The following is a 23266-nucleotide window of genomic DNA, read 5'->3' on the forward strand; positions in this document are numbered from 1 at the left end:
GGGAGGAGCGACAGGCCCCTCCCCTCCCTTTTGATCCCAGGAGGAGAATCAGCTGATCGGATCGAGAACGGTCGGCCAGGCCTCCTTGTTGGTCTTGATGGCCTCGAGCAGCTTGTCCTCGCCGATGCGGCGGGAAATCTTCTTCCACTCGGTCTCGGTGTCGGCCATCGCCTGCTCTGCGGTCTTGGCCTTGGTCAGCGATGCCATCAGGTTCTCGTCCAACGCATTGTGGAAGGCGGTGGCGCCGGGATAGTTGATGGTCGGCACGGTACGCGCCACCGTCTCGCGCACCACATCCATGTGGTAGGCGTGATAGGTCTGGCGAACCAACGGATCGGAGAAGTCCGACAGCCGGAACGGATCGAAATAGCCGCCCGGATTGGCCGTCATCCAGGCATAGATCCGCGCGGAGCCGAGCCATTGCAGCAGGAGATACGCGACCTCTTGGTTTTTCGACTGCGATGAGACCATTCCGGTCAGTGAGAACCAGAGCACCGAACGGCTGATTAACTTGCCGCCGACCTCGCGGCCGGGCGGCAGCATGGAACCGATCTTGCCGGTGACCTGAGAGTCCTTGTTGCCGGCATTGTCGAGGAATTTCGGCAGGTTGGAGAAGGCGCAAGTCATGGCCGCCCCGCCCTTGGCGAAATTGCCGTACTGCTCCGGCCAGCCCCACGAGATCGCATCCGGCGAATGATGCGCCAGCGAGGCGATGTATTCGCTGGTGGCGGCGATGCCCTGCTCGGAATTGATCAGCGGCTTGCCGTCTTCGCCAAACAGGAACTGGTTGGGCGACGCCATCGAGACATAGCGCTGGTACCAGTTGGTGTAGCCCCAGCCCTGGTTGCGCAGGTCGGTCGAGCCGAACAGGCCCTTGTCCGGGCGCTGGAAGAAGGCGGCGATATCGCCATGCTGTTTCCAGGTTTTCGGCGGCGCCAGATCGTAGCCGTACTTGTCCTTGAACGCCTTCTTCTCGGCTTCGTCGCCAAACAGGTCAGTGCGGTAGACCCAGGTCTGGAAATCGCCATCCAGCGACACACCATAGGTCGAGCCACGATATTTGTTGAGCAGCGAAACGCCCTTGGCGCCGTCGACATAGCCGGTGTTGGGATCGTCCCACTCCGGCTTGTACTGGGCGACAAAGTCGTCGAGCTTGGCGATGCCACCGGTTTCGGCAAGATCGCCAAGGCGGTTCCATTCCGTCGAGTAGATGTCGTAGGCCCCACCCTTTGTGGAGATGTCCTGCATCGTCTTGGTGAATTCCTGGCCGTTCGGCAGGCCGACGATTTCGATCGGAATGCCGGTCTCTTTTTCCCAGAGATCCTTGATCGACGGCGCGCCGGCCGGGAACGGCTGCGTCAGCTGGCCGATCGAGCCATCCGACAGGCCGAGCACGATCTTGGCCGGTGCCTTGCCGGCGCCCTTCAGCGCCTTGGCCGCCTCGATGGCGCGGCCTTCCGGCGTGTCGGCGCCATATTGATAGCGCTCGGCGCCGTCGAAGCCGGTCGGGCCACCGATCATGCCCGGCGCCAGCGCGTCGGCCGCAAAGGCGCGGCCGGGACGAATGAATTGCGGTGCGATACCTGCCGCGGCCACGAAGACCGCCGCCTTTCCACCGGACGCCAGCAAACGGCGCCGCGACATGCGGATCAAATCAGACATTGAAAACTCCTCCCTCAGAGCCTTGTTCCTCCATGGCTCCGATGATTGATATTGACGGCACTATGCAAAGGCTGTCAACATCATAAATAATCAAAAAACCTCATAACATCGCAAACAGGATAGAAAATGCCTTGCATCGATCACCATCACTCGCCCCGATGCCGGTGTTTGATGGGAAATGCGGCTTACGTCGTACGTGCGGCTTGGCCGCATGATTTGGTTCGGCGCCATGGCTTGCGCATTGGCCAAGGCCGGTTACATCATTTCCCATCAGAATCGCGGATAGCGATGAACCGTCATCCGAGTCCGGTTGGGCGATTTTGATGCTTTTGCTGAGGTGATCGAAAGTGCGGTCCACGCTGACAGACATAGCCCGGGAAGCCGGTGTTTCTCCCGCCACAGTCGACCGTGTGCTCAATAACCGCGCTGGCGTGCGGGCGCGCACCCGCGAAGTCGTGCTCGAAACCGCACAGCGGCTTGGCTACATCGCGGAGAATTCGAACAGCCCGGTGCCACGCAGCGTCTTTTCCGGCGACGTCATCCGGCTCGATTTCGCGCTGCCCGCCGGCACCAATTCCTTCATCAAGATGCTGCATCGCCACATCGAGGCACAGGCGCAGGCGCGGCCCGATCTCGACGTCCATGTCTCCACCATTGAGGGATTCAATCCGGACCGGCTCGCACGCCTGCTACAGGACTTGCGCGGCCAGACGCAAGGCGTCGGCGTCATCGCGCTTGACCATCCAACGGTGCGCGAGGCCATCCGCTCGCTGTCGGCCAACGACATCAAGGTCGTCACCATCGCCTCCGACATCCAGCATGTGCCGAGGGTCGCCTATATCGGCATCGACAACCGCGCCGCAGGTCGCCTGGCCGGCTATCTGCTCAACCGCTTCATGGGCACCGGGCGGCCGGGCAAGGTGGCGCTGTTTGCCGGCTCGCTGTCCTATCGCGGCCATGAGGAACGCGAGATGGGTTTCCGCCACATACTGACGGAGGAATCGCCCAATTTGCAGATCGTCGAGATGCGCGAAATGCTCGACGACCGCGAGAAAGCCTATTCGGAAGCGTCAGCCTTGCTGGAGCGCCACCCGGATCTCGCCGCGATCTACAATGTCGGCGCCGGCAACACCGGCATTGCCCGCGCGCTCAAGGAGCGCGGCCGCGAGCGTTCGACGGTCTTTCTCGGCCATGAGGTGACGGACGGCACCAAGGACCTGCTGCTCGACGGCACGCTCGACGCGGTCATCGACCAGAACCCGCGCGTCGAGGCGCGCGAGGCGCTCAACATCCTCTCCCATTCCGTCAGGGGCTTGTCCTACGAACTGCACCAGCCACGGCTGCAGGTAATTTTTCGCGAGAGCATCCCGGAGATTTGAAGGGATATTACAAGCGCCAGCAATCCCCCACCAGCAACGTTGGATCATTGAACGTTGTTGCTTTAACGCTCGCGGATGGCGATGTGGCCAATGGCCGACTTTGGCCGGAAGCGGAATGTCATCTTCTGGCTCTGCAAGGAAGATTACAGACGCTCAAACCTACTGGAGATGGGTCGCAGGGCGCTCGGCGGCGGGGATGCCTGAGCGCCTGGACCCTCGGCTAGTTCTGGTCGATTCGTTTGCCGGCAAGATCGGCGGCTGTCTCGTCAAGGATTGGTGGATGGCGCTAGTGTCTCAGTTTGAAATTTTAACCACCTCAGAAGCGACCGTTCAGCTAAGCCGCGCGATGTGTTGATTCGCCTCATGGGGAAGAAGGCAAAGCACAAGGCCAAGCAGGCGATTGATGCGCCGTCAGGGGTGGGCTGGAAGCGGAGGCAGCCTACTACGCCCGCAAGGTCGGCATCACTAGAGACGAGGCCGCCAGATCATCCGAGAAGCCCATGCACCGACGCTCTCGATAGTCCACAAGGACGCCATGAAGGGCCGGTAACCGCCTAGTAGGCTATCTGCTTTGTAAGGACCGCGCTTGCCCAGCTTCGGCGCAACAAGCGTCCATCAAATCCTGGGCGCATTGCTTGATCGCCGATGTCGCTATGGCGCAGGATCGTTGGCAGGATGCCCACACTCACCTCCAGCAGGCATCAACAATCGCCGCGTCGCTCGGGATGGCGCCAATTGAGACGCAATGCGAGCTGCGGCAAATTCCCTCGGACAGTGCGACAATCTGTTAGTCTTAAGGCTGGATGTTACCAGCACCGGACCATGCGGTTGCCTTGGTCCCGCATCGTTCCGTATGGTTCCGCGGCCAATGGGCGAACGTCTGGTCCGCAGGTACGCAACCACCGATACCGGCATTCGCCGATCGCAGCAATGGGAGCGTTGCCGATCAAGATCCCAATCAGACCGGTGCGTACTCATTTGCCTCGAAAACATGGTGATGCACACGGCCGGTGAACATCTTCAGCAGTTCACCGGTCACCTCCCGACTTTGCAATCTTACGTCGGATTGAAGCGCCCGGTTGCAGGCGTCCATGTCGGGGTAGCGAATGGCCAGCGCCATCGCGTAGGCGGGTGCACCTTTGTCGCGCGCCGTGCCGTCGAGAACGCGCACTTCCTCGGCGCCGGGAAACTGTGTCCACAGCGGCACCAGCCTGTCCCTGACGAAGCGACGGAATTCGCTCTCTTGCCCGGGATGGATTTCACCTTCAAAAAGGGCGTAGCGAATGATCATGGCGAGGCTTTCCTGACTTTTTGCGCTTGAGACGTCTGCCGGTTTTGCGGGCGCATCGGGTGATGCGCCCGCCTCCGTGCGTGTCTATTTGCCCCAGATTTTCTTGTACTGGTCGCGGTAGCCATTTTCGGGGTCGAACGCATTCTTCGGACCGCCGTCGAACTCAACATTGTCGGCCGTCACCACATGCAACGGCGACAGATAGCCCGACCATTTCTCACCGGCGATGGCACGGTTCAGTTCGTCGACCAGTTGCCAGCCCTGCAGGTTGAGCGGTTCGGCGACCGTCACCTTCTGGAACTGGCCAGCGCGGATGCGCTGATAAGCCGATTCCGAACCGTCGCCGGCGGCGACATTGATCGGTGCGTCGGTGCCGGCCTTGCCGGCAGCGGCAAGCGAGGGTCCCATGAAGTCGAAATAGAGGTCGTTGATCGCCAGCGAATGCGTCCAGGCATCGCCGTATTTCTGCAGCAGCGAGGTGGTGAGCTGCGGCATGCGCTGCGAAGTCTCGGCGATTGGCGTGTCGACATATTCGAGTACCTTGCCTCCCAGCCGCTCGATCTCCGCCTTCATCTTGTCGGCCTTGGCGATAGCGATGGCATAAGTCGAATCGGTGAAGATGACGACGCCGGGTTTGCCCTTGGCATCGGCATAGGCCCAGTCGGCCGCCGCTGTGGAGACCTGCATGGCATCGGTCGAGACATTGGCGAAGACGCCGCTCTTTTCGTCGGGTCCGATCACTGGTCCGGCATGCCAGGAAACCAGCGGTATGCCGGCGGCCTTCGCCTGTTCCAGCGCCGGCGCCTGCTCGACGGCGTCAAAGCCGTTGATGACGATGCCATTCGGCTTCAGCGCCATGGCCTGACCGAAGGCGGCGGTGCGGCCGCCGATCGAGCCGGCGCCATCGATCACCTTGACCTCCCAGCCGATCGCCTTGGCCGCTTCCTCGACGCCAGTGGTGACGCCCAGAATGCCGCCGTTCTTGAGGTCGCCGGCGAGCACGACGATCGTCTTGCCCGGCTGCGCCTTCGGGCCGGTGGTCGGACCGTCCCAGGCGGTGACTTTCTGGGCATATTTTTCGACCACCGCCATGGCGTCGGCCATCGCGTCCGCCCGTGCGTGGCCGGCGAACAGGACCGGGGCTGCGATGGTGATGGCCATCAAAGCGACGGATGATTTCAGGAATGTTCTGCGTTGCATGTTGGTACCTCCCTTGGTTTCAAAAAATTATCTGGTCTTCCGGAACTCGACTTCGGGCGCCAGGTCACTGGCTGATGTGCCCAGCCACCGGGCCCAAGCCGGCTGGATGCGCGTTGACATAGATGGAATAAAGCGACGTCTGGGCGGTGATGTAGAGGCGGTTGCGCTTTGGACCGCCGAAGCACAAATTGGAGACGATTTCGGGAACCAGGATGCGCCCGATCAGCGTCCCGTCCGGCGCGTAGACGCGAACCGCGTCGGCGCTCGAGGCCCAGATGTTGCCATCGCGATCGACGCGGAACCCATCGAAGAACCCGGCCTCGCATTCGGCCAGCGTGCCGCGCGGCCGCAGCGAGCGGCCGTCCGCGGCGACATCATAGGTCTTGATCGCACGCGGCAGGCCCTGCACATGGCTTGCACCGGTGTCCGACACGTAAAGGATTTTCTCGTCGGGTGAAAAAGCCAGCCCGTTCGGCTGCACCATATCGGTGATGACCGCAGCCACCTCGCCTGTTGCTTCGTCGAACCGGTAGACATGAGACGCGCCGATCTCTGGCCGGGCAATCATGCCTTCATAATGGCTGTCGATGCCGTAGACCGGGTCGGTGAACCAGATCGTCCCATCGGATTTGACCACCACATCGTTCGGCGAATTGAACCGCTTGCCATTGATCGCCTCGACAAGCGGCAGCCAGCGCCCATCATGCTCGAGCCGGGAGATGCGCCGGCCGCGATGCTCGCAAATGACGACGCGGCCTTCGCCATCGAGCGTGTGACCGTTCTGGTTGTTGCAAGGGGTTTCGAAGACACTGACCGAACCGTCGCTTTCGTCGTAGCGCAGCAAGCGGTCGTTGGGGATGTCCGACCACAGCAAATGCTTTGCTGAGGGAACATAGACCGGCCCCTCGGCCCAGCGGCTACCGGTCCACAGCCGTTCGARCTTGGCATGCCCGATCGTCAGCTTTCGGAAGCGATCGTCCAGAATCTCGTAGTCGCTCATTCCATTATTCCCGGATGGGTTCGGCTGGTCACTTCGAGGACTGCGCCACGGTCTTGGTCCTGGCTCTGTGCGCGGCGCCGCGCTTGCGCTGGGCGTAGCCGGCAATGCCGATGGCGACGAGCAGCGTCACGCCGTTGAACAGCGGTTCGACGAAGAACGAGCCGCCGAACTGCTGGATGCCGGAAATGCCGACCGCCAGGATGATGACACCGGTCATCGTGCCCCAGACATTGACGCGTCCGGGCTTGATGGTGGTCGAGCCGAGAAAGGCGCCGACGAGGGCCGGCAGCAGATATTCCAACCCGACGCTGGCCTGGCCGATGCGCAGCTTGGACGCCAGCAGCACGCCGGTCAGTGCCGTCAGGAAGCCCGACGAGATGAAGGCGCCGATGACGAAGCGGCGCACCGGAATGCCGTTCAGCGCCGCGGCCTTCGGATTGGCGCCGATGGCATAGACGTAGCGGCCGATCGGCAGATATTCGAGGATGATCCACAGCGCGACGGCAATTGCCAGAACATAGAGGCCGGTGATCGGCAACCCGAACACCATCGTGCCGTTGAGCGCGTAGAAGCCGTTCGGCAGCACGCCAACCACTTGCCGGCCGCCAGTGTGCCAGAGTGCGAGAGCATAAAGCACGGTGCCGGTGCCGAGCGTGGCGATGAAGGAGTCGATGCGGGCGACTTCCACCAGCAGGCCGTTGAGGAAGCCGGTCGCAGCGCCGAGAAGCAGCACGATGATCACCGCCAGCGGCCACGGAACGCCGAACATGGTCTGCAGGCTGATGGCGAGGATGTGCCACAGCACGATGCCGTAGCCGACGGTGAGGTCAATGCGACCGGACGCCATCGGGATCATCGCCGCCAGCGACAGCAGCGCGATGATGGCCTTGTCGGAGATGATCGAGCGCAAATTGAGCAGGGTCGGAAATGTATTCGGCAGCAGGATCGAAAACAAAAGGATCAGCAGCGCCGTCAGGATCACCAGCCCGTAGACCGGCAGCAGCCGGATGATCTTCTGCCCCAACGGCAAACCCGCCATTTCGCCGCGAGTCGGTTCGAGTGCGCTGGATTCGATCGATTGCATGAGTTCGCTCCCAGAAAGATCAGGCGGCTTCGGAAGCCGATGCCGCGGTGATCACGGCGGATGTGGTCAAGTCTTCGCCGGTGAGTTCGCGCACGATTTGTCCGCGCGAAAACACCAAGGCACGATGGCAGATATGGGCGATCTCCTCGAAATCGGTCGACACCACGACGACGGCGAGGCCGGCTTCAAGGGCGCGGCCGATGAGCCGGTAGATCTCGGCCTTGGCGCCGACATCGACGCCGGCCGTCGGATCCTCAGCGATCAGCAATGTGCGACCGGTGTGGAGCCAGCGCCCGACGACCACCTTTTGCTGATTGCCGCCGGAAAGCGCCTCGATCGGCAGGTTCGGATCGTTGGGGCGCAATCCGACCGAGCCGCCGATCAATTGCGCCAAGGCGGCCTCCTTGTGCGGCGCCAGGAAGGAGAACAGTCCGCGCTTGCCGGCGCCAGGATTGAGAAAACTGTTTTCGCGGATCGACAAGGAGGCCGCGATGGATTCCTCCGTCCGGTCGCGGGCGATGAGGCCGACGCCGGCCGCCATCGCCGCGATCGGGCTCGACAGATCGGGCGTAACGCCATTGATCGTCACCGAGCCGGAAAAGGCCTGGCAGCCGAACAGCGTGCGGCCGACCAGTTCCTGCCCGGCGCCACGCAGGCCGACCAGGCCGAGCAGCTCGCCCTTGCGCACGTCGAACGACACTGGGCCGGCGCCGGCGCAGACCAGGTCGCGAACAGCGCACACCGTCTCGCCAGCCTGCGTCTGAGCCTTGCTGAAAACCTGGCTGACCGGACGGCCGACGATCATCTCGACCAGCTCATCCGGCCTGGTGTCGGCGACCTTCTTCTGGCCGACCAGCCTGCCGTCGCGCAGCACGGCGACGCGATCGGCGATGCGGAAAATCTCGTCGAGGCGATGCGAGACATAGATCATGCCGACACCGCGCTGCTTGAGCGGACGGATGGCGTCGAACAGGCGGTCGACCTCGTCGGCCGGAAGGCTGGCGGTCGGCTCGTCGAGCACCAGCACATCGGCCTCGGTGGCGAGAGCGCGGGCGATGGCGACCAGCGATTTCTCGGTGCGCGTCAAATCCTGGACGCGCGTCGTCGGATCGAAATCGCAACCGACCAGCTTCAGGGCCTCATGCGCCCGCTGTTCGGTCGAGCGCCAGTCGATCAGGCCCGAGCGCAACGAAAATCCTTGCGCGAGGCCGACATTCTCGCCGACCGTCATCCATTCGATCAGACCGAGATCCTGGTGAATGAAAGCGACGGGCTGGCGCTGGTTCGGCCGCGGCGGGCGATGATGATAGGGCTCGCCGCGAAACAGGATGCTGCCGCCATCGGGACGGTAGATGCCGGCAAGCGTCTTGATCAGCGTCGACTTGCCGGCGCCGTTCTCGCCGAGCAGTGCCAGGATCTCGCCCTTGTGCAGATCGAGCGACACGTCGGAGAGCGCGCGGGTGCCGCCGAACTCCTTGGAAATCGACTTGAACTCGATCAATTTTTCTTCAGACACAAGCGTTCCTCCCAAGATCGCAAAACGATGTTATCGATAACATTTCTGAGCGTCAAGCGACAAAATCAGGGCTCGTTGCTTAGCTGGTCTTGCCGTCGAGCAGGCGCATCATTTCGGCCGAATCCCTGGGCCCCAGGCCGGCCGCGCAGAGCAGGCGGTGGATCTCGACCACCTGCCCGGTCATCGGCATCGGCGTCTTGGTCTTCAGCGCAAAGGCCTGCAGCGAATCCAGGTCCTTGAGCATGTTGTCGATGCGGCCGGTGGCCGAAAAATCGCGGGCGGCAAACTTTGCCATGAACTCCTGCATGATGCTGGAATCGGCGCGTCCGCCCTTGAGCGCCGCCGGGATGGCCTTCGGATCGACACCGCCGGCTTCGGCAAGTTTCACGGCCTCGGCGACGGCCTGGAACAGCACGGCGCAGAACAGCTGGTTGATCAGCTTGGTCGTCTGCCCTGCCCCGCTCGGCCCCATCAGCGTGTAGTTGGCGCAGAGATGCTGCATCACCGTGCGCGCCTGTTCGAAGTCCGTCGTCTCGCCGCCGGCCATGACGGTCAACCTGCCGGCCAATGCGCCGGGAACGCCGCCCGACAGCGGGCAGTCGAGCCATTTCATGCCGGTCTCGGCCGCGAGCTTCTTCGCCATCGCAGCGGTGTCGGCCGGGTCGATCGACGACATGTCGATCAGCAGCTTTTCAGGCGATGCCGCAGCCGCAACACCGGCATCGCCGAACACCACCGAACGCACGATATCGGCATGGTTGAGGCTGAGGATGACAAAGTCGCTCGCCCGTGTTGCCTCGGCGACCGAAGCTGCGGCAGCCGCACCCTTCGCGGTCAGGGCAGCAACCTTGGCCCTGTCCAGATCGAACACGGTGACCGCCTGCTTCGCCTCGATCAACCGGGTGGCAATCGCTGATCCCATGATGCCGGCGCCGACAACGGCGACTTTTGCAGCTTGCGTCATCTCAACGAGCCTCTTTCCTTGATCCTGGCGGGGGCGATCCCGAAGGCGCCCAGGCCCTGCAATGCCGCATCGGCGATGCTGTCGACCGGAGCGTCTATGTCCACTGTGACCACCAGCTTCTCGCCGCCGGGATGTTCCAGCGCCGCGAACTGACTGTCGAGCAGCGCCGGCGGGAAGAAGTGGTCGCGGCGTGCGGCGAGCCTGGCTTGCAGCAGCGAGCGCGACCCCTCCAGGAATACGAAAAACAGCGGCCCGCCCGCCGCAGGGCGAAGCCGATCGCGATAGGATTTTTTCAGCGCCGAGCAAGAGACGACGAGCCCGCGCCCTCCTCACGCGCCTGGCGCAAGGCTGTGCCGACCAGGTCCAGCCAGGGCCAGCGATCGTCGTCGGCAAGCGGGATGCCCACCGACATCTTTTCGACATTGCCGCGCGGATGCAGCGTATCGCCTTCGACAAAGGCAAGGCTGAGCCGCGCGGCGATCTCGACGCCAACTTTGGTCTTGCCGCAGCCGCTGACACCCATCACGACGATGAGTGACGCCTCAAAGGCAGGTTGTGATGCCGCCATCGACATAGAGCGTGTGTCCATTGACAAAGGATGATGCTGGTCCGGCCAGGAATACCGCCGCACCGACCAGTTCGCCGACGTCGCCCCAACGCCCGGCCGGCGTGCGATTGGTCAGCCAGGTCGAAAATTCGGGATTGTCGACCAGCGCCTGGTTGAGCGGCGTCTTGAAGTAACCTGGCGCGACCGAATTGACCTGCAATCCATGCTTGGCCCAGTCGGCGCACATGCCGCGCGTCAGGTTGCGCACCGCGCCTTTCGTGGCCGTATAGGGCGCGATGTTGGTCCGCGCCAGTTCGCTTTGCACCGAAGCGATGTTGATGATCTTGCCGCGCTTGCGCGGGATCATGTGCCGCGCCACCGCTTGACCGACAAAGAACACGCTGGAAATGTTGGTGCGCAGCAATTCGTCCCATTTGCCAGCGGGAAAATCCTCGAGCGGCATGCGGAACTGCATGCCGGCATTGTTGATGAGGATGTCGATGGCGCCGATCGTCGTCTCGATCTCGGCAACGCCATTCGCCACCGCGGCGTGATCGGTGACGTCGAAGACGGCGCTATGGGCCTTGTACCCCTTCGCCGCCAGCGCATCCGCGGCTGCTTTGACTTTTTCGGCGCTGCGCCCGTTGAGCACGATTTCGGCGCCGTGCTGCGCCAGCCCCTCCGCCAGCGCCAGGCCGATCCCCTGCCCGGAACCGGTGACCAGCGCCCGCATGCCGCTCAAATCGAACAACGAACTGCCCATGCGCTCCTCCTGAGGAAAGTCCCTGAAGCGGATACGATTTCCACCGCGCCGCCGCCTGTGCCTATTGACATGAATGTTATCGATAACATAGTCAATGGGAAAAATGCAGTTGGCGAGGAGACGATGCCGTGACCGACATATTGATGACCGGCCCCTATCCGGACTGGGACATGGCGGACCTCGAAGCGAAATATAGCGTCCACAAGCTTTGGCAGGCCGACGACAAGGACGCGTGGATATCAAGCCATGCAGGCGCCATCCGCGCCATCGCGACGCGCGGCGAACTTGGCGCCAGTGCCGCGCTGATGGCGAAACTGCCGAAGCTCGAAATCGTCTCGTGTTACGGCATGGGCACCGACGCCATCGACCTTGCCTATGCGAAGGAAAACCGCATCCGAGTCACCAACACGCCGGATGTGCTGACCGAGGACGTGGCCGATATCGGCATCGGGCTGCTGCTCGCCGTGGCGCGCCAGATCCCGCAGGCCGACGTCTATGTGCGCGATGGCAGCTGGCGCAAGGCCAACATGCCGCTGGTCACGCGCGTTTATGGCAAGAGGCTGGGCATTGTCGGCATGGGCCGCATCGGCAAGGCGGTGGCCCGGCGCGCGGCTGCGTTCGAGTGCGAGATCGCCTATTTCGGCACCCGCAAACACCATGACCTGCCTTATGAATTCATTGGTGATCTGGTCGAGCTGGCACGTCGGAGCGAGTTCCTGATCGTGACGCTTGCCGGCGGCGAAGGCACCCGGAACATCGTCAATGCAGAGATTCTGGCAGCGCTCGGGCCGGACGGCATCCTGATCAACATTGCGCGCGGCAGCACCGTCGAAGAGACCGCGCTGCTCGCCGCGCTGGAATCCGGCGCGATCAAGGGCGCCGGACTCGACGTGTTCTGGAACGAGCCGAAGATCGACGAGCGCTTCGCGAAGCTGTCCAACGTGGTGCTGCAACCGCACCATGGCAGCGGCACGGTGGAGACCCGCAAGGCCATGGGCCAGCTGGTTCGCGATAACCTCGCGGCCCATTTCGGCGGGCAGACCTTGCTGACGCCGGTCGTCTGAGAGAGGATCATCCTGATGAAGTCGATCGTCATCCACGCCGCCAAAGATTTGAGGATCGAGGAGACCGATCCGGGCGTACTTGGCGATGGACAGGTGGAAATCGCCGTCGAAGCCGGCGGCATCTGCGGCTCGGACCTGCACTACTACAATCATGGCGGCTTCGGTACGATCCGCCTGCGCGAGCCGATGATCCTCGGCCATGAGGTCGCCGGCACGGTGCAAGCCGTGGGCGGCGGGGTTTCCGCGCTCGCCATACACGACCGTGTCGCCATCTCGCCCAGCCGCCCCTGCAATGCCTGCCGTTACTGTCTTCAAGGCATGCAGAACCAGTGCCCCAACATGCGCTTCTACGGCAGCGCCATGCCGATGCCGCACATCCAGGGCGCGTTCCGCCAGCGCCTGGTCGCCGAGGCGTGGCAGTGCCACAGAATAGCCGACCAAGTCTCCATCAACGAGGCCGCCTTCGCCGAGCCTTTTGCGGTGACGCTGCATGCCATGAACCGCGCCGGCTCGCTGCTCGGCAAGCGCGTTCTGATCACCGGCTGCGGGCCGATCGGCGCGCTTTGCATCCTCACCGCCAGAGCCCACGGCGCGCGCGAAATCGTCGCCACGGATGTCATGGACGGCGTGCTGGCAAAAGCCCTGGAGATCGGCGCCGACCGCACGATCAATGTCGCGACCGACGGCGAAAAGCTCGCGGCCTACAATGTCGACAAGGGCAGTTTCGACGTGATGTTCGAGGCGTCCGGCAATGAACGCGCCTTGCGGGCCGGCCTCGATGTTCTGAAGCCGCGCGGCGTGCTGATGCAGCTTGGCCTCGGCGGCGACGTGTCGATTCCGCAGAACCTGATCGTAGCCAAGGAAATCGAGATGCGCGGCAGCTTCCGTTTTCACGAGGAATTCGCGCTCGCCGTAGATCTGATCAATCGCCGTCGGGTGGATGTCAAGCCGCTGCTGACGGGCATTTACCCTCTCGACGAGGCGGTTGCGGCTTTCGAGATCGCCAGTGACCGCAACAAATCGATGAAGGTCCAGATCGCTTTCTGAGCCGACACGGCAACGTCAAGTGCTTTCGCGCTCGACAACGCGATAACCGGTCAGGACGATTTCTTGGCCGTGTCTTTTCTCGTCGCCGCGGATCACCTGGATCAATCTTCGGGCTGCCTGTTGCCCGATGCCGTAGCAGTCGACATTCACGGTGGTGATGCCGGGGTGGCAAAAGGCGGCAACCTCATAGTTGCCGAAGCCGGCAATCGCGATGTCCCGCGGCACCAGCATGCCCCGGCGCTTGCATTCCATCAGCGCGCCGAAGGCCGAAAGATCCGAGACGCAAAGCACGGCTTCGGTGTCCGGCCAGCGTTCCAGCATGCTGACGACGGCCTGGCCGCCTTGCTCGATGGATATTGGCGGCACGCCGAAGGAAACGAGCCGGCCGGTCGGCAGGCCGAGTTCCTCGATGGCCCTGACGAAGCCTTCGCGTCGCTGGCTGCCGCGCGTGTCGCGCGAGGTCGTGCCGCCGATGTAACCGAACTTTCGGTAACCCTTTTTGGCGAGCGTCTTGACCAGCAGCCCCATCGCCTCTTCGTTGGAGAACCCAACCACCTGATCGATCGGCTTGGCCGGCAACTCCCAGGTTTCGACCACGGGAATGCCGGCACTCTTCAGAAGGCGGCGGGCGCGGTCGGTATGCGCGCCACCGGTCAGGATGATGCCTTCCGGCCGCCGGCGTAGCATCGCCTCGATCAGCTGCTCTTCCTTCTCGACCGTATAGTCAGTGTAGCCGAGCAGGAGCTGCAGCCCGGTGCTTTCAAGTTCGTCGGTGATGCCGCGCGCGGTGTCGGCAAAGTTGGAATTGTTGATCGAAGGAACGATCGCTGCGACGAACCCCGTCTTGCGCGAGGACAGGCTGCCGGCCGATTGGTCGAGCACGTAGCCAAGGTCGTTGACCGCGGTCATGATCTTTTCGCGCGTGGCCTTGGAAACCCGGCCGCCTTCCTTCAGAGCGCGAGAGACCGTCATGGTCGACACACCGGCCCGCAGCGCCACATCGACCATCGTCGGCGTATGGCTATCGCCCGGCCTCCATGCGGCTGCCTTGGCCATCATGCCGCTCCACCGGCCGGCTGCGGTCTGCCCAAGGAAAGCCCTAGCTCCGGCACACGGTCTCTGCGGCGTCCGGCATCGCTCATGAACCACCCATTGGAATCAACTTCACGCAAAGGCATGTTATCGATATCACATCAACAAGACAACAGCCGCGGTACAATCGAGTTTCCTTCTCAGCTCGATCAGGGCGACGTCGTCATCGTCGCAAGCTGTGCGCCCTATACGCGCAGCGTTGCAGAGGTTGCCCGGATCGCGGCGGCGAATGGCCAGACCGTGATCGCGATCACGGATTCCCGATCCTCACCGCTCGTTCCTCCAGCCGAGCATGCCTTTTTCATCCCTCACGCCAGCAGCTTCTATTCGAACAGCATGGGCGCTTATGTCGTTTTTTGCGAGGCGCTGCTCAACCTTGTCGCCCGGGAACTCGGCGACAAGGCGCTGAACTCGCTAGCCGGGCGTGAGCGTCTGATCGCCGAGATGAACATCGAGGTCGGCTGATCCACGGCTTGCGACGGTCCGCTCTTGGCGGCAACGCGCCTTTCCGAGGCTCTCCTCGATGTCGGCAAATGGTGCACCGCGACGCCCAGCGCGGTCGCCGGTAATGTCCGCTTTAAGGCAGTGGCACAGTTAACTTTAGTGACCAAGATGCGGCGCAAACCCGTCGTTGAAAAATTGTTGGGACGACGGTCACCTGTGGGTCAAAAGTTGACGCGCGAACATCGTCGCGACCTGTCCCATTGCAGATGCTCAGATTCGTTCTGTGCGACAGCCGACTGAAGTCTTTGGCGTTGTTGCGATCGGGATAGGACTGGTCCGGTTCTGGCACGCCAAGATGCAGTGAGAGGGACTTCCATCGGTAGCCCAGATTGTGGACCAGCAGCCGACCCGGCGGCACCCCGGTTCTGGCCTACAGCTGTCAGATCAGTCGCTTGCGACCACTATCCGCAAGCCGCATACAGTTTGGAGCGCGGGAGGACCCGTCGATTTTCCCCAACCGCAAATGTTCCAGACCAGAACATTAAGGGCGGCCAAACAGTTCGGGATATAGGTGGGGATTTGCGCGCTGAAACCGCGTAGGCTGCGTAGGCGCGGCTGATGACTGCACCCTGGCCGCGGGGATCGTGGCGCGCTCTGGCAGCGCCCTCCACATTCTTTCCGCGAGGTACTTGGCGAAGCTGCAGATCAGCTTTCGACCGGCGGACCGGTTGATCGCGACGAACCTATCGATCTCGTTCGCGGCCTCGATGCGATCGTCGAGCGACAGCGCTTCCCATGCTCTCCGAGCCGCCTTGGGGCTGTCCACCACAGGCCAACGCTTTAGTGTTTGATCGAAGTGATCCACGGCGCGCTCTTTCTCAACTGATGATTCTTCTGAAGAATCGGGGCGCATGGGTGCGCCCCGTGAGGGTGCACGGGTGCGCCCCGTCTCATAGTTGACAGGGGGTGCATGGATGCGCCCCGTCAGACCTTTTTTCTGTCGCCGCGCATCAGCCTTTTCGAACTCTGGAAGCTTCGGAAATGTGTCAAGCCGCGCGACGTTGAATTCGTGGCGCCTCGTCATGCCAGGAGCGCCGCCCTTGTCGTTTCCAACGACCTTGAACCACCAGTTGCCGGCCGCTTCGTCGGCAGGCCCCGCCGGCATGAGCGAGCGGAGGATCCTTTTTGCCTGGGAACGGCTGACCCGCATGGCTTCAGCAAGGAGGTCCATCGAGGGATAGAGGCTGCCGCCGTCGTCGTTGCACCAGTTGGCCATGACGAGCATGCAGGTGAACTTGCTCCCCGCGACCGGCGCGCGCTGGATCACCTTGATCATGCAGTTGATGCTCATGCCCGTGCGGCCTCACGCAACACGGCGATCGCCTGCAGCGGTGTCAGGCCGAAGCGATGCCGCAGAGCGGGAATGATTGGATGTTCGCAGGTCGCGACGTTGGCGCGATACCACGCGGCGGCGATGTTGATTGCGGCGCTCGACTGGTGGCAAACGCCGGTCGTTCCGCCGACCGGCAAGTTTGACAAATGAGAGCTAAGTGATTGATATCCAGAGCCGGGTTTGACGGAAGTTTCCGCGCAAGTCCTTGATTTTGGCTGCTCAACGTTTGACTGAAAATCCGCGTGTCGGTGGTTCGAATCCGCCTCTGGGCACCATCACCCTAGCTGAGCAATGCCTCCGCGCTGCACATCGCGGTGTCAGCGCCGCCAGTGAGTTGAACTCCGCCTGCAGCCATCCGAACGCCGCCGCGCCGATTTGCGCCGGCTATTTCAGTCCGAACTCGATCGGCGTCGGCTGACCGCCGGCCGGCCCATCGAACAGCAGAAGCGCGCGCAGCCTGCCATCGGCCTCGCCGAGCGACAGCAGCGCTTCCGGCTTGATCTCGGCACCATAGCCTTCGAGATCGAGAAGCTTGTCGGCCTGATCGCCATAGGAGAACACTGAGTAGTCGCCGAGCTTGATGGGCTGGCCTTCGGGCGGGTCGTTGACGGGACCGGCGAGCACGAGCAGCTTTCCCTGATAGGCGAGAAGATCGCGCACGCCGCGCGCATGTCCCTCGCCGTCGACTCCGAGTTCCAGCTTCAGCAGGGTCGCGTCGCCCGCCCCGTGATCGAACAGTATGCCGAGCGGCGCCGACAGGATGACGGCCCGGTTGCCCTCCAGAACCGGCCCGCGCAGTCCCGCCAAAAGGGCGCCGTCGCGCACCGCCACGCCCTCTATGGTGAGGCCGTTTTCCTCAAGCGGGCTTTCGGCGAAGGGCGCAAGCTCGGGCTGGGCGCGCACGATTGCCGGCAGTTCCGTCGATCGCGTCTTTTCCGGCTCGGCCATGAGCTTGCCGGTCGTCATGTCGACCGAATCGGGCGCAAAGCGAATGCGGAAAATCTCACTGCTCGCCTTGGCCCTCGCCTCGACCTTGGCGGCGGCGTCGACGCCGGATTCATGGCGCGGCCGGCCATGCGAACCTATGACATAGAAGGCTCCGCCGGCGAAGGCCACGCCCTCGGCGTCCAGTTCGAGAGGCTTGCCGGCGAAACGGTCGTCGATCAGCCGCACGAAATCCCCGGCGATCAGCTTGCCGTCCTCCAGGATTACGATCTGTGCCCCTTGCGTCTCGTCATCGGCAATGAGGCAAAGCCGCGGGAAGCCACTTTCCGTCGCGCAGGCGATGCCGCTCACATCCTTGGAATTCTTGCTCTCCGATCCCTCGAGATTTTTCGGCTTGCCTGTCAGCTTGCCCTGGATGGTCCAGGATTGCGGCGCCTGCGCAAGTGCTGATCCGGTCCAGCCGAGCGACAAACAAGCCGCCACAAATGCGGTGCTGAGTTTGCGGGATTCAATCGACCATGCCATGGCGCTCAGTCCATCTGCTTGTCTCTCTATTGTGAACAACTCTGACGCGATTGTCACCAACCAGCGGCCGCCAGTCACTCAACCTTAGGGCAGGGGAACGTTTTTTGTGATGCGGACCATAATTTTTGAAAACAATTTGGCACTATGGCAACGCTTACTGAGTTGAAGCAATAATGCCTCGTTGTTGAGCGCTCCCGGTCTTGGGCCGTGGAATATTCCGGTGCGACTGCGCAACTGAATCAGGAACTTTCGGCGCGCACTGTCTCCACGCCCAGCGAGCCTGCGGGCAGCGGCTGCAACAACTCGGCTTCGGACTTCGTCAAATTGAGCCAGGCGGACCAGTTCTCGGGCTGAAGCACGACCACCTGGCGATTGTGGTAGGGCGCGATATCGGGTCCAGGCTCGGTCGTCAGCATGGTGAAGGTTGGCGGCCTGTTGCCGACGGCTTCACGCCAAAGCCCTGCGATGGCCATGAACGGAGAGCCGTTGAGGGTGAAGCGATGCTTCGCCTTCGGATATTTGGTGCCGGTGAACTCGAAGAAGGCGGACGCCGGAACGAGGCAGCGTTTGCTGCTTGCGAATTGCCGGCCTTCGGAGCGGAAGTTGAACACTGGTCCGCCTTTTGGTCCGGCCGGTGGAAATCCGAACGTCATCGACGTGAGTTCAACAACGCCGGTGCCGCCGGCGGCGCGCATGATCGGGGCCGGATCATTGATGTGGATGTCGTCTGCCTGCGGCAGGTCAAGTTCGGTCTCGTGGGTCGGAATCTCGAGCGCCAGCGACTCCAGCATCCGGCAATATTCAGCCCAGAGGATATGCTGCTCATAATCGTTGCACATGGAAGGCTCCAGGCCGGGCGGGCAGTCTACGGCAAACGAAGAGGCGATGAAAAGTGGTGGGCGCTCAACCCTGACGGTCGCGCTCAACCAGGATATCGGCCTCGATCGCCGCATTGACGAAGGCCGCGCGGGCATAGTGCGCCTCTTTCAGGCCTTCGAGAGCGCCAAGGCAGGCTTTGCGGGCGGCGACGTGGTACCGGCCGGTCTTCACGGGCCAGCGGTTCATGAGGATGTCGGCGGCCTGGGCGACACGCTCCACCTTGTAGATGGTGTTTTTGGACCTGCCGAACGCGACGCGAACCGGCTCATCGAAATGCTGGTCTTGCATGCTTTTCCTCCCGAACGTGACCTCGAGTCAATTCGGGGGAGCCAGTTCGGTTCCACCGGGTCCCGCGGGCCGAAATCACTTTGCGCGCATCGGCCGTTTGGCGGATTTGATTTGCTTGGTGATCCCCTCTTCTTAGGGCAAACTGCCTGTCGGGGCTGCAGGAGGAGAAATGAGAGCACGCGCAGCTACGATCGGCGATCTCGAAGGTGTTTTCCGGGATTTGTCCAGGCGGATGTCGGACGAGTATGTGGCGGCCGGCAAGGACAGCAAGGCCGCCTACGACAATCTGATGATGAATTTGAAGGAAGGCCGCGCGCACGCGCTGGTCGAGGGCGACAAGACGGTGGCGATCATCGCCTGGCATGAGAACAGCGACGCCGCCGACACGCTGTTTGCCGCGCAGGATGGTTTTTTCAGCGCCGCGACGGTCCGCTTCTGTCGTCATCACATCCGCCACATCCAGGCGCTCGCCGGCAACCTTCCCATCCACTCGCGCAGCTGGCTGCAGCGGGCCGACGTCGCCAAATGGTTCCGCGTCATCGGTTATGTCGAAAGCGGCCAGGAGAACGGCGCCACTGTGTTCGAATTGCCGCCGGACCGGGCAGCGCAATCGGTGCGTGCCGCATAGGCTGCGCACTCAGGGATGCCGTCACGAAAACCGCTCACTGGAATTGCTCTGGGGCTACTGCCCCAGAATGATCCCGGAGGCGACGATCTGGGCCGTCACGCTGGTGAGCCTGCCTTGCTTCACGAGCGTCGGTCTTTCATAGATTTTCTTCATGGCGGTGCCTTTCGCGACAGATCGCTCGCCGGCAACAACGTCCTTCGCGAAGCCGCGTTCCATGACGGGCCGGTGAGCCGGACGCCCGGACACATCGCTTTTGACCTTTCGCTCCGGCGAACCCTTGGTTTGTGCAGCGGCATGTTGCGCCACCATCGCGCCGCGTGGCATCTGTCGCTGCCGCTCATTGTGATGCAAAAAGGATTATGGCGCAGTCGCCCAACAATGCCCGACAACCGGCCCCGGGAGCAGGCGTCAGCCTGAACCGGGCGCTTTCCAAGCTTGGCCTGTGTTCGCGCAAGCAGGCCGAACGGTTGATCGCCGAGGGGCGCGTGCGTGTCGGCGGCCAGGTGGCGCGCGATCCGTCGCTGCGCGTCGACCTCAACCGTGATCGCATCAGCGTCGATGGCGAGAATGTCGTTGCCGAGGCCAAGGTCTACCTGATGATCAACAAGCCGCGCGGTCTGGTCACCACCCGCGACGACCCGCAAGATCGCGGCACCGTCTATGACTGCCTCACCGGGCTCGACCTGCCTTTCGTGTCACCGGTCGGGCGTCTCGACAAGGCCAGCGAAGGCCTGCTGTTGATGACCAACGACACGCGCTGGGCGAATGGCCTGCTCGATCCGGCTTCGCATGTCGCCAAGACCTATCACGTGCAGATCGGTGCTGCGCCCGATGAGGCGATGCTGGCGCGGTTTCGCGAAGGCGCGGTCGTCGATGGCGAGTTGCTGACAGCAAGCTCGATCGACATGCTGCGCAGCGGCGGCCGCACAGCCTGGCTGGAGATCGTGCTCGATGAGGGCCGCAACCGCCAGATCCGCCGCCTGCTCGGCGCCTTCGATATCGAGGTGCTGAGGCTGGTTCGGGTAGCGATCGGCGGCTTGCTGCTGGGTGAACTCGCCAAGGGCAAGGCGCGGCATTTGACGGGTGAGGAGTTGGCTGTGCTTACGACTACGAGCGTGCGTTAGCCCCCTCACCCGGATTGCCAACCGAATTGCGAAGGGCAATTCGGGGCAATCCGACCTCTCCCCGCGGGGAGAGGAGGCTGGCACCAGCGTTGGCGATCTCTTCTCCCCTCGGGAGAAGGTGGCCGCGAAGCGGTCGGATGAGGGGGCTTTGGCTCTGCCGGAAAGAAGAAAGCTACTTCTGGTTCCACCTGCGCAGGACCGGCTCAGTCAAATCGTGTTCGTAGCCGAGGATGCTGATGCTGGCGGTGTCGAGCACGAAGTGCGCGCCGCCTTCGGGCGGCAGGCCGAGCCAGCGCGCTGCCAGCACACGCAGGAAATGCGAGCTCGAAAACACCAGCACGTTGCCCTCGATGGCGCGCAGCCCGGCGATGATCGTATCGGCCCTGGCGCCGACATTCGCCGCAGCCTCGCCGCCGGGACAGCCGTCGCGGAACAATTGCCAGCCGGGGCGTTCGGCCAGAATCTCTTTGGTCTTCACGCCCTCATAGGTGCCGTAGTCCCATTCCTGCAGGTCGTCCTTCTTCATGGCGGAAGCGCCGAAGCCGGCCAGCGTGCAGGTGTTGAAGGCGCGCTGCGACGGGCTCGACCATACAGCCTTGAAGGACAGGCCCTTGAGCCGGTCGGCGACGCCGCGGGCGGCGGCCTCGCCCTTCGGGGTCAACGGTATGTCGGTGCGGCCGGTGTGTTTTCCCGACGCGCTCCATTCGGTCTCGCCGTGACGGACCAGATAGATTTCGGGATACGGACTGCTCATGCACCGGCCTTTCAGGTTTGGAGAAACACCCACACCCTAGCCGGGAAGGCGTAGCCTGCACCAGTCGCGCCGAGCACCAGCTGTGACGAAACAAGGCCGCAACCGGCGAACCGGCTGCGGCCTTGAGGTCGAACGCCTTGGGAGATCAGGCGGCCAGGAGGTCGCCCGACAGGGCGAGGTCAGCTTCCTCGGACAATGTGCCGGCCATGGCGGCGGCGAACTTGGTCTGGTCAAGCTCACCTTCCCAGCGGGCAACGACGATGGTCGCCACCGCATTGCCGACGAAGTTGGTGAGCGCCCGGCATTCCGACATGAAGCGGTCGACGCCGAGGATCAGCGCCATGCCGGCGACCGGCACCGTAGGCACCACCGAGAGCGTCGCCGCCAGCGTGATGAAGCCGGCGCCGGTGATGCCGGCGGCACCCTTGGAGCTCAGCATGGCGACAGCCAGCAACAGGATCTGGTCGCCATAGGTGAGCGGCGTGTCGGTCGCCTGGGCGATGAACAGGGCAGCCAGCGTCATGTAGATGTTGGTGCCGTCGAGGTTGAAAGAATAGCCGGTCGGGATGACCAGGCCGACCACCGAACGGTTGCAGCCGGCGCGCTCCATCTTGGCCATCAGGCCGGGCAAGGCCGCTTCCGAAGACGAGGTGCCGAGCACGAGCAGCAGCTCTTCCTTGATGTAGCGGATCAAAGCGAGGATCGAGAAGCCGTTGTACCAGGCGACAGCGCCAAGGACGACCAGCACGAAGAGCAGCGACGTCAGGTAGAAAGTGCCGATCAGAAAGGCGAGGTTGGCGATGGCGCCGATGCCGTATTTGCCGACGGTGAAGGCCATGGCGCCGAAAGCGCCGATGGGGGCGGCCTTCATCAGAATGGCGACCAGGCGGAAGATCGGCGAGGTCAGCGCCTGCAGGAAATCGACGACCGGGCGGCCACGCTCGCCGACCAGGGCGAGCGAAATGCCGAACAGCACCGAGAAGAACAGCACCTGCAGGATGTCGCCTTGCGCGAAAGCGCCGGTGATGGTGTCGGGGATGATGTTGAGGAGGAAGCCGACGATGGTGGTGTCATGCGCCTTCTCGGTGAAGGTCGCGACCTTCGACGGGTCGAGCGTCGCGGCATTGATGTGCATGCCCGCGCCCGGCTGGACGACGTTGGAAACGACCAGGCCGACAATCAGCGCCAGGGTCGAGAACACCAGGAAATAGATCATCGCCTTGCCGGCGACGCGGCCGACCTTTTTCAGGTCGGAGACCCCGGCAATGCCGGTCGTCACCGTCAGGAAGATGACCGGCGCGATCACCATCTTGACCAGCTTGATGAAGGCATCGCCGAGCGGCTTCAGCGAAGCACCTAGCTCGGGATAGAAATGGCCGAGCAGCACGCCGGCGGCGATCGCCGTCAGAACCTGCACGTAGAGATGCCGGTAAAAGGGTACCTTGCCGCGCGGTTCGGCGGCAGCGAATGCTGGCTGCATGACGTCCTCCATGGCGCCCCGATCGAAAGCTCGACCTCCCGGGGCAAGTTGTTTTGACCTCCAGCAGCCTCGCGACTGCTGGGCAGGTCATTGCAACTGCCGTGCCAGACTGAGCGACAAGCCCACCACCATTGATTTTGTTGACTATTTTTCGACACTAAGCTCGACAGCGTCTGAGCGGAAGTGCGGACATCCGC

Annotated in this window: 23 protein-coding genes and 1 pseudogene; 6 read left to right on the forward strand and 18 right to left on the reverse strand. The window is 62.8% G+C overall.

The annotated features are described in order from the left end of the window. Positions 1-48 precede the first annotated feature (48 nt). Positions 49-1662, reverse strand: a complete 1614-nt coding sequence (locus AC1DZ8_RS00950; RefSeq protein ID WP_477306757.1) for an extracellular solute-binding protein — start codon at positions 1660-1662, stop codon at positions 49-51. A 347-nt stretch (positions 1663-2009) separates the two neighbouring features. Here AC1DZ8_RS00950 and AC1DZ8_RS00955 point away from each other — a divergent pair, with 347 nt between their 5' ends. After that, a complete protein-coding gene (locus tag AC1DZ8_RS00955; protein ID WP_477306759.1) occupies positions 2010-3041 on the forward strand; it encodes a LacI family DNA-binding transcriptional regulator in 1032 nt (343 codons plus the stop codon). Positions 3042-3999: 958 nt separating this feature from the next. Here the strand turns inward: AC1DZ8_RS00955 and AC1DZ8_RS00960 are convergent. The 8 genes and pseudogenes from AC1DZ8_RS00960 to AC1DZ8_RS00995 form a co-directional block, all read right to left on the reverse strand. Further along, complete coding sequence (locus tag AC1DZ8_RS00960) at positions 4000-4332, reverse strand: hypothetical protein (protein ID WP_477306872.1); 333 nt, start codon at positions 4330-4332, stop codon at positions 4000-4002. A gap of 84 nt (positions 4333-4416) precedes the next feature. Further along, positions 4417-5532 carry an ABC transporter substrate-binding protein gene (locus AC1DZ8_RS00965; RefSeq protein WP_477244233.1) on the reverse strand — a complete coding sequence of 372 codons (1116 nt, stop codon included), beginning with the start codon at positions 5530-5532 and terminating at the stop codon, positions 4417-4419. Between the two features lie 64 nt (positions 5533-5596). Continuing rightward, entirely contained in the window at positions 5597-6532 is a 936-nt protein-coding gene (locus tag AC1DZ8_RS00970) for an SMP-30/gluconolactonase/LRE family protein (protein ID WP_477400264.1), read from the reverse strand. 28 nt (positions 6533-6560) lie between these two features. Further along, the gene (locus AC1DZ8_RS00975) at positions 6561-7616 is read right to left on the reverse strand and encodes an ABC transporter permease (RefSeq protein ID WP_477306763.1); all 1056 of its coding nucleotides are present in this window, start codon (positions 7614-7616) and stop codon (positions 6561-6563) included. A 19-nt stretch (positions 7617-7635) separates the two neighbouring features. After that, complete coding sequence (locus AC1DZ8_RS00980) at positions 7636-9132, reverse strand: sugar ABC transporter ATP-binding protein (RefSeq protein WP_477306765.1); 1497 nt, start codon at positions 9130-9132, stop codon at positions 7636-7638. Positions 9133-9211: 79 nt separating this feature from the next. Continuing rightward, the gene (locus tag AC1DZ8_RS00985) at positions 9212-10096 is read right to left on the reverse strand and encodes an NAD(P)-dependent oxidoreductase (protein ID WP_477306767.1); all 885 of its coding nucleotides are present in this window, start codon (positions 10094-10096) and stop codon (positions 9212-9214) included. After that, positions 10093-10664, reverse strand: a pseudogene (locus AC1DZ8_RS00990) (gluconokinase). The gene AC1DZ8_RS00985 and the pseudogene AC1DZ8_RS00990 overlap by 4 nt, the downstream one beginning before the upstream one ends. Beyond that, positions 10639-11406 carry an SDR family oxidoreductase gene (locus AC1DZ8_RS00995; protein ID WP_477306769.1) on the reverse strand — a complete coding sequence of 256 codons (768 nt, stop codon included), beginning with the start codon at positions 11404-11406 and terminating at the stop codon, positions 10639-10641. Before AC1DZ8_RS00995 ends, AC1DZ8_RS00990 begins: the two are co-directional and overlap by 26 nt. Positions 11407-11549: 143 nt before the next feature. Between AC1DZ8_RS00995 and AC1DZ8_RS01000 the strand changes: the two genes are divergently transcribed. After that, positions 11550-12470 (forward strand): 2-hydroxyacid dehydrogenase, encoded by a 921-nt coding sequence (locus AC1DZ8_RS01000; protein WP_477306874.1) that lies wholly within the window; start codon positions 11550-11552, stop codon positions 12468-12470. Positions 12471-12485: 15 nt separating this feature from the next. Beyond that, a complete protein-coding gene (locus tag AC1DZ8_RS01005) occupies positions 12486-13517 on the forward strand; it encodes an L-idonate 5-dehydrogenase (RefSeq protein WP_477306771.1) in 1032 nt (343 codons plus the stop codon). Between the two features lie 15 nt (positions 13518-13532). Here AC1DZ8_RS01005 and AC1DZ8_RS01010 read toward each other — a convergent pair whose 3' ends face one another. Then, positions 13533-14576, reverse strand: coding sequence for a LacI family DNA-binding transcriptional regulator (locus AC1DZ8_RS01010; protein WP_477306773.1), 1044 nt, complete (start codon positions 14574-14576; stop codon positions 13533-13535). An 81-nt stretch (positions 14577-14657) separates the two neighbouring features. On the opposite strand from AC1DZ8_RS01010, the gene AC1DZ8_RS01015 reads away from it, so the two are divergent. Further along, positions 14658-15074, forward strand: a complete 417-nt coding sequence (locus AC1DZ8_RS01015; RefSeq protein ID WP_477306775.1) for a MurR/RpiR family transcriptional regulator — start codon at positions 14658-14660, stop codon at positions 15072-15074. 112 nt (positions 15075-15186) lie between these two features. Here the strand turns inward: AC1DZ8_RS01015 and AC1DZ8_RS01020 are convergent, their stop codons facing one another. The 5 genes from AC1DZ8_RS01020 to AC1DZ8_RS01040 form a co-directional block, all read right to left on the reverse strand. Then, positions 15187-15471, reverse strand: a complete 285-nt coding sequence (locus tag AC1DZ8_RS01020) for a hypothetical protein (protein ID WP_477306777.1) — start codon at positions 15469-15471, stop codon at positions 15187-15189. Between the two features lie 123 nt (positions 15472-15594). Beyond that, positions 15595-16389, reverse strand: a complete 795-nt coding sequence (locus AC1DZ8_RS01025) for a hypothetical protein (RefSeq protein ID WP_477306779.1) — start codon at positions 16387-16389, stop codon at positions 15595-15597. Between the two features lie 441 nt (positions 16390-16830). Continuing rightward, positions 16831-17916, reverse strand: a complete 1086-nt coding sequence (locus AC1DZ8_RS01030) for a DUF3616 domain-containing protein (RefSeq protein WP_477306781.1) — start codon at positions 17914-17916, stop codon at positions 16831-16833. Between the two features lie 239 nt (positions 17917-18155). After that, a complete protein-coding gene (locus tag AC1DZ8_RS01035; RefSeq protein WP_477306876.1) occupies positions 18156-18755 on the reverse strand; it encodes an SOS response-associated peptidase in 600 nt (199 codons plus the stop codon). A 64-nt stretch (positions 18756-18819) separates the two neighbouring features. Continuing rightward, the gene (locus AC1DZ8_RS01040) at positions 18820-19083 is read right to left on the reverse strand and encodes a DUF982 domain-containing protein (RefSeq protein ID WP_477306783.1); all 264 of its coding nucleotides are present in this window, start codon (positions 19081-19083) and stop codon (positions 18820-18822) included. 169 nt (positions 19084-19252) lie between these two features. Between AC1DZ8_RS01040 and AC1DZ8_RS01045 the strand changes: the two genes are divergently transcribed. Next, entirely contained in the window at positions 19253-19711 is a 459-nt protein-coding gene (locus tag AC1DZ8_RS01045) for a hypothetical protein (protein WP_477306785.1), read from the forward strand. 54 nt (positions 19712-19765) lie between these two features. Here AC1DZ8_RS01045 and AC1DZ8_RS01050 read toward each other — a convergent pair whose 3' ends face one another. Beyond that, positions 19766-20035: a hypothetical protein gene (locus tag AC1DZ8_RS01050; RefSeq protein WP_477306787.1), complete on the reverse strand. Its 270-nt coding sequence runs from the start codon at positions 20033-20035 to the stop codon at positions 19766-19768. 35 nt (positions 20036-20070) lie between these two features. Between AC1DZ8_RS01050 and AC1DZ8_RS01055 the strand changes: the two genes are divergently transcribed. Beyond that, complete coding sequence (locus tag AC1DZ8_RS01055) at positions 20071-20835, forward strand: pseudouridine synthase (protein ID WP_477306789.1); 765 nt, start codon at positions 20071-20073, stop codon at positions 20833-20835. A 172-nt stretch (positions 20836-21007) separates the two neighbouring features. Here the strand turns inward: AC1DZ8_RS01055 and AC1DZ8_RS01060 are convergent, their stop codons facing one another. Continuing rightward, the gene (locus tag AC1DZ8_RS01060; protein WP_477306791.1) at positions 21008-21589 is read right to left on the reverse strand and encodes a histidine phosphatase family protein; all 582 of its coding nucleotides are present in this window, start codon (positions 21587-21589) and stop codon (positions 21008-21010) included. Between the two features lie 145 nt (positions 21590-21734). After that, positions 21735-23069 carry a dicarboxylate/amino acid:cation symporter gene (locus AC1DZ8_RS01065; RefSeq protein WP_477306793.1) on the reverse strand — a complete coding sequence of 445 codons (1335 nt, stop codon included), beginning with the start codon at positions 23067-23069 and terminating at the stop codon, positions 21735-21737. Positions 23070-23266: the final 197 nt, after the last annotated feature.

The organism is Mesorhizobium sp. P2_F7 (assembly GCF_056403695.1).

What these genes read in the sequence shown, in the direction of transcription:
- AC1DZ8_RS00950 (WP_477306757.1), bottom strand. Translation starts at nt 1,662, where the DNA reads ATGTCTGATTTGATCCGCATGTCGCGGCGCCGTTTGCTGGCGTCCGGT.
- AC1DZ8_RS00960 (WP_477306872.1), bottom strand. Translation starts at nt 4,332, where the DNA reads ATGATCATTCGCTACGCCCTTTTTGAAGGTGAAATCCATCCCGGGCAA.
- AC1DZ8_RS00965 (WP_477244233.1), bottom strand. Translation starts at nt 5,532, where the DNA reads ATGCAACGCAGAACATTCCTGAAATCATCCGTCGCTTTGATGGCCATC.
- AC1DZ8_RS00975 (WP_477306763.1), bottom strand. Translation starts at nt 7,616, where the DNA reads ATGCAATCGATCGAATCCAGCGCACTCGAACCGACTCGCGGCGAAATG.
- AC1DZ8_RS00985 (WP_477306767.1), bottom strand. Translation starts at nt 10,096, where the DNA reads ATGACGCAAGCTGCAAAAGTCGCCGTTGTCGGCGCCGGCATCATGGGA.
- AC1DZ8_RS00995 (WP_477306769.1), bottom strand. Translation starts at nt 11,406, where the DNA reads ATGGGCAGTTCGTTGTTCGATTTGAGCGGCATGCGGGCGCTGGTCACC.
- AC1DZ8_RS01000 (WP_477306874.1), top strand. Translation starts at nt 11,550, where the DNA reads ATGACCGGCCCCTATCCGGACTGGGACATGGCGGACCTCGAAGCGAAA.
- AC1DZ8_RS01005 (WP_477306771.1), top strand. Translation starts at nt 12,486, where the DNA reads ATGAAGTCGATCGTCATCCACGCCGCCAAAGATTTGAGGATCGAGGAG.
- AC1DZ8_RS01010 (WP_477306773.1), bottom strand. Translation starts at nt 14,576, where the DNA reads ATGATGGCCAAGGCAGCCGCATGGAGGCCGGGCGATAGCCATACGCCG.
- AC1DZ8_RS01015 (WP_477306775.1), top strand. Translation starts at nt 14,658, where the DNA reads ATGAACCACCCATTGGAATCAACTTCACGCAAAGGCATGTTATCGATA.
- AC1DZ8_RS01025 (WP_477306779.1), bottom strand. Translation starts at nt 16,389, where the DNA reads ATGATCAAGGTGATCCAGCGCGCGCCGGTCGCGGGGAGCAAGTTCACC.
- AC1DZ8_RS01030 (WP_477306781.1), bottom strand. Translation starts at nt 17,916, where the DNA reads ATGGCATGGTCGATTGAATCCCGCAAACTCAGCACCGCATTTGTGGCG.
- AC1DZ8_RS01035 (WP_477306876.1), bottom strand. Translation starts at nt 18,755, where the DNA reads ATGTGCAACGATTATGAGCAGCATATCCTCTGGGCTGAATATTGCCGG.
- AC1DZ8_RS01040 (WP_477306783.1), bottom strand. Translation starts at nt 19,083, where the DNA reads ATGCAAGACCAGCATTTCGATGAGCCGGTTCGCGTCGCGTTCGGCAGG.
- AC1DZ8_RS01045 (WP_477306785.1), top strand. Translation starts at nt 19,253, where the DNA reads ATGAGAGCACGCGCAGCTACGATCGGCGATCTCGAAGGTGTTTTCCGG.
- AC1DZ8_RS01050 (WP_477306787.1), bottom strand. Translation starts at nt 20,035, where the DNA reads ATGCCACGCGGCGCGATGGTGGCGCAACATGCCGCTGCACAAACCAAG.
- AC1DZ8_RS01055 (WP_477306789.1), top strand. Translation starts at nt 20,071, where the DNA reads ATGGCGCAGTCGCCCAACAATGCCCGACAACCGGCCCCGGGAGCAGGC.
- AC1DZ8_RS01060 (WP_477306791.1), bottom strand. Translation starts at nt 21,589, where the DNA reads ATGAGCAGTCCGTATCCCGAAATCTATCTGGTCCGTCACGGCGAGACC.
- AC1DZ8_RS01065 (WP_477306793.1), bottom strand. Translation starts at nt 23,069, where the DNA reads ATGCAGCCAGCATTCGCTGCCGCCGAACCGCGCGGCAAGGTACCCTTT.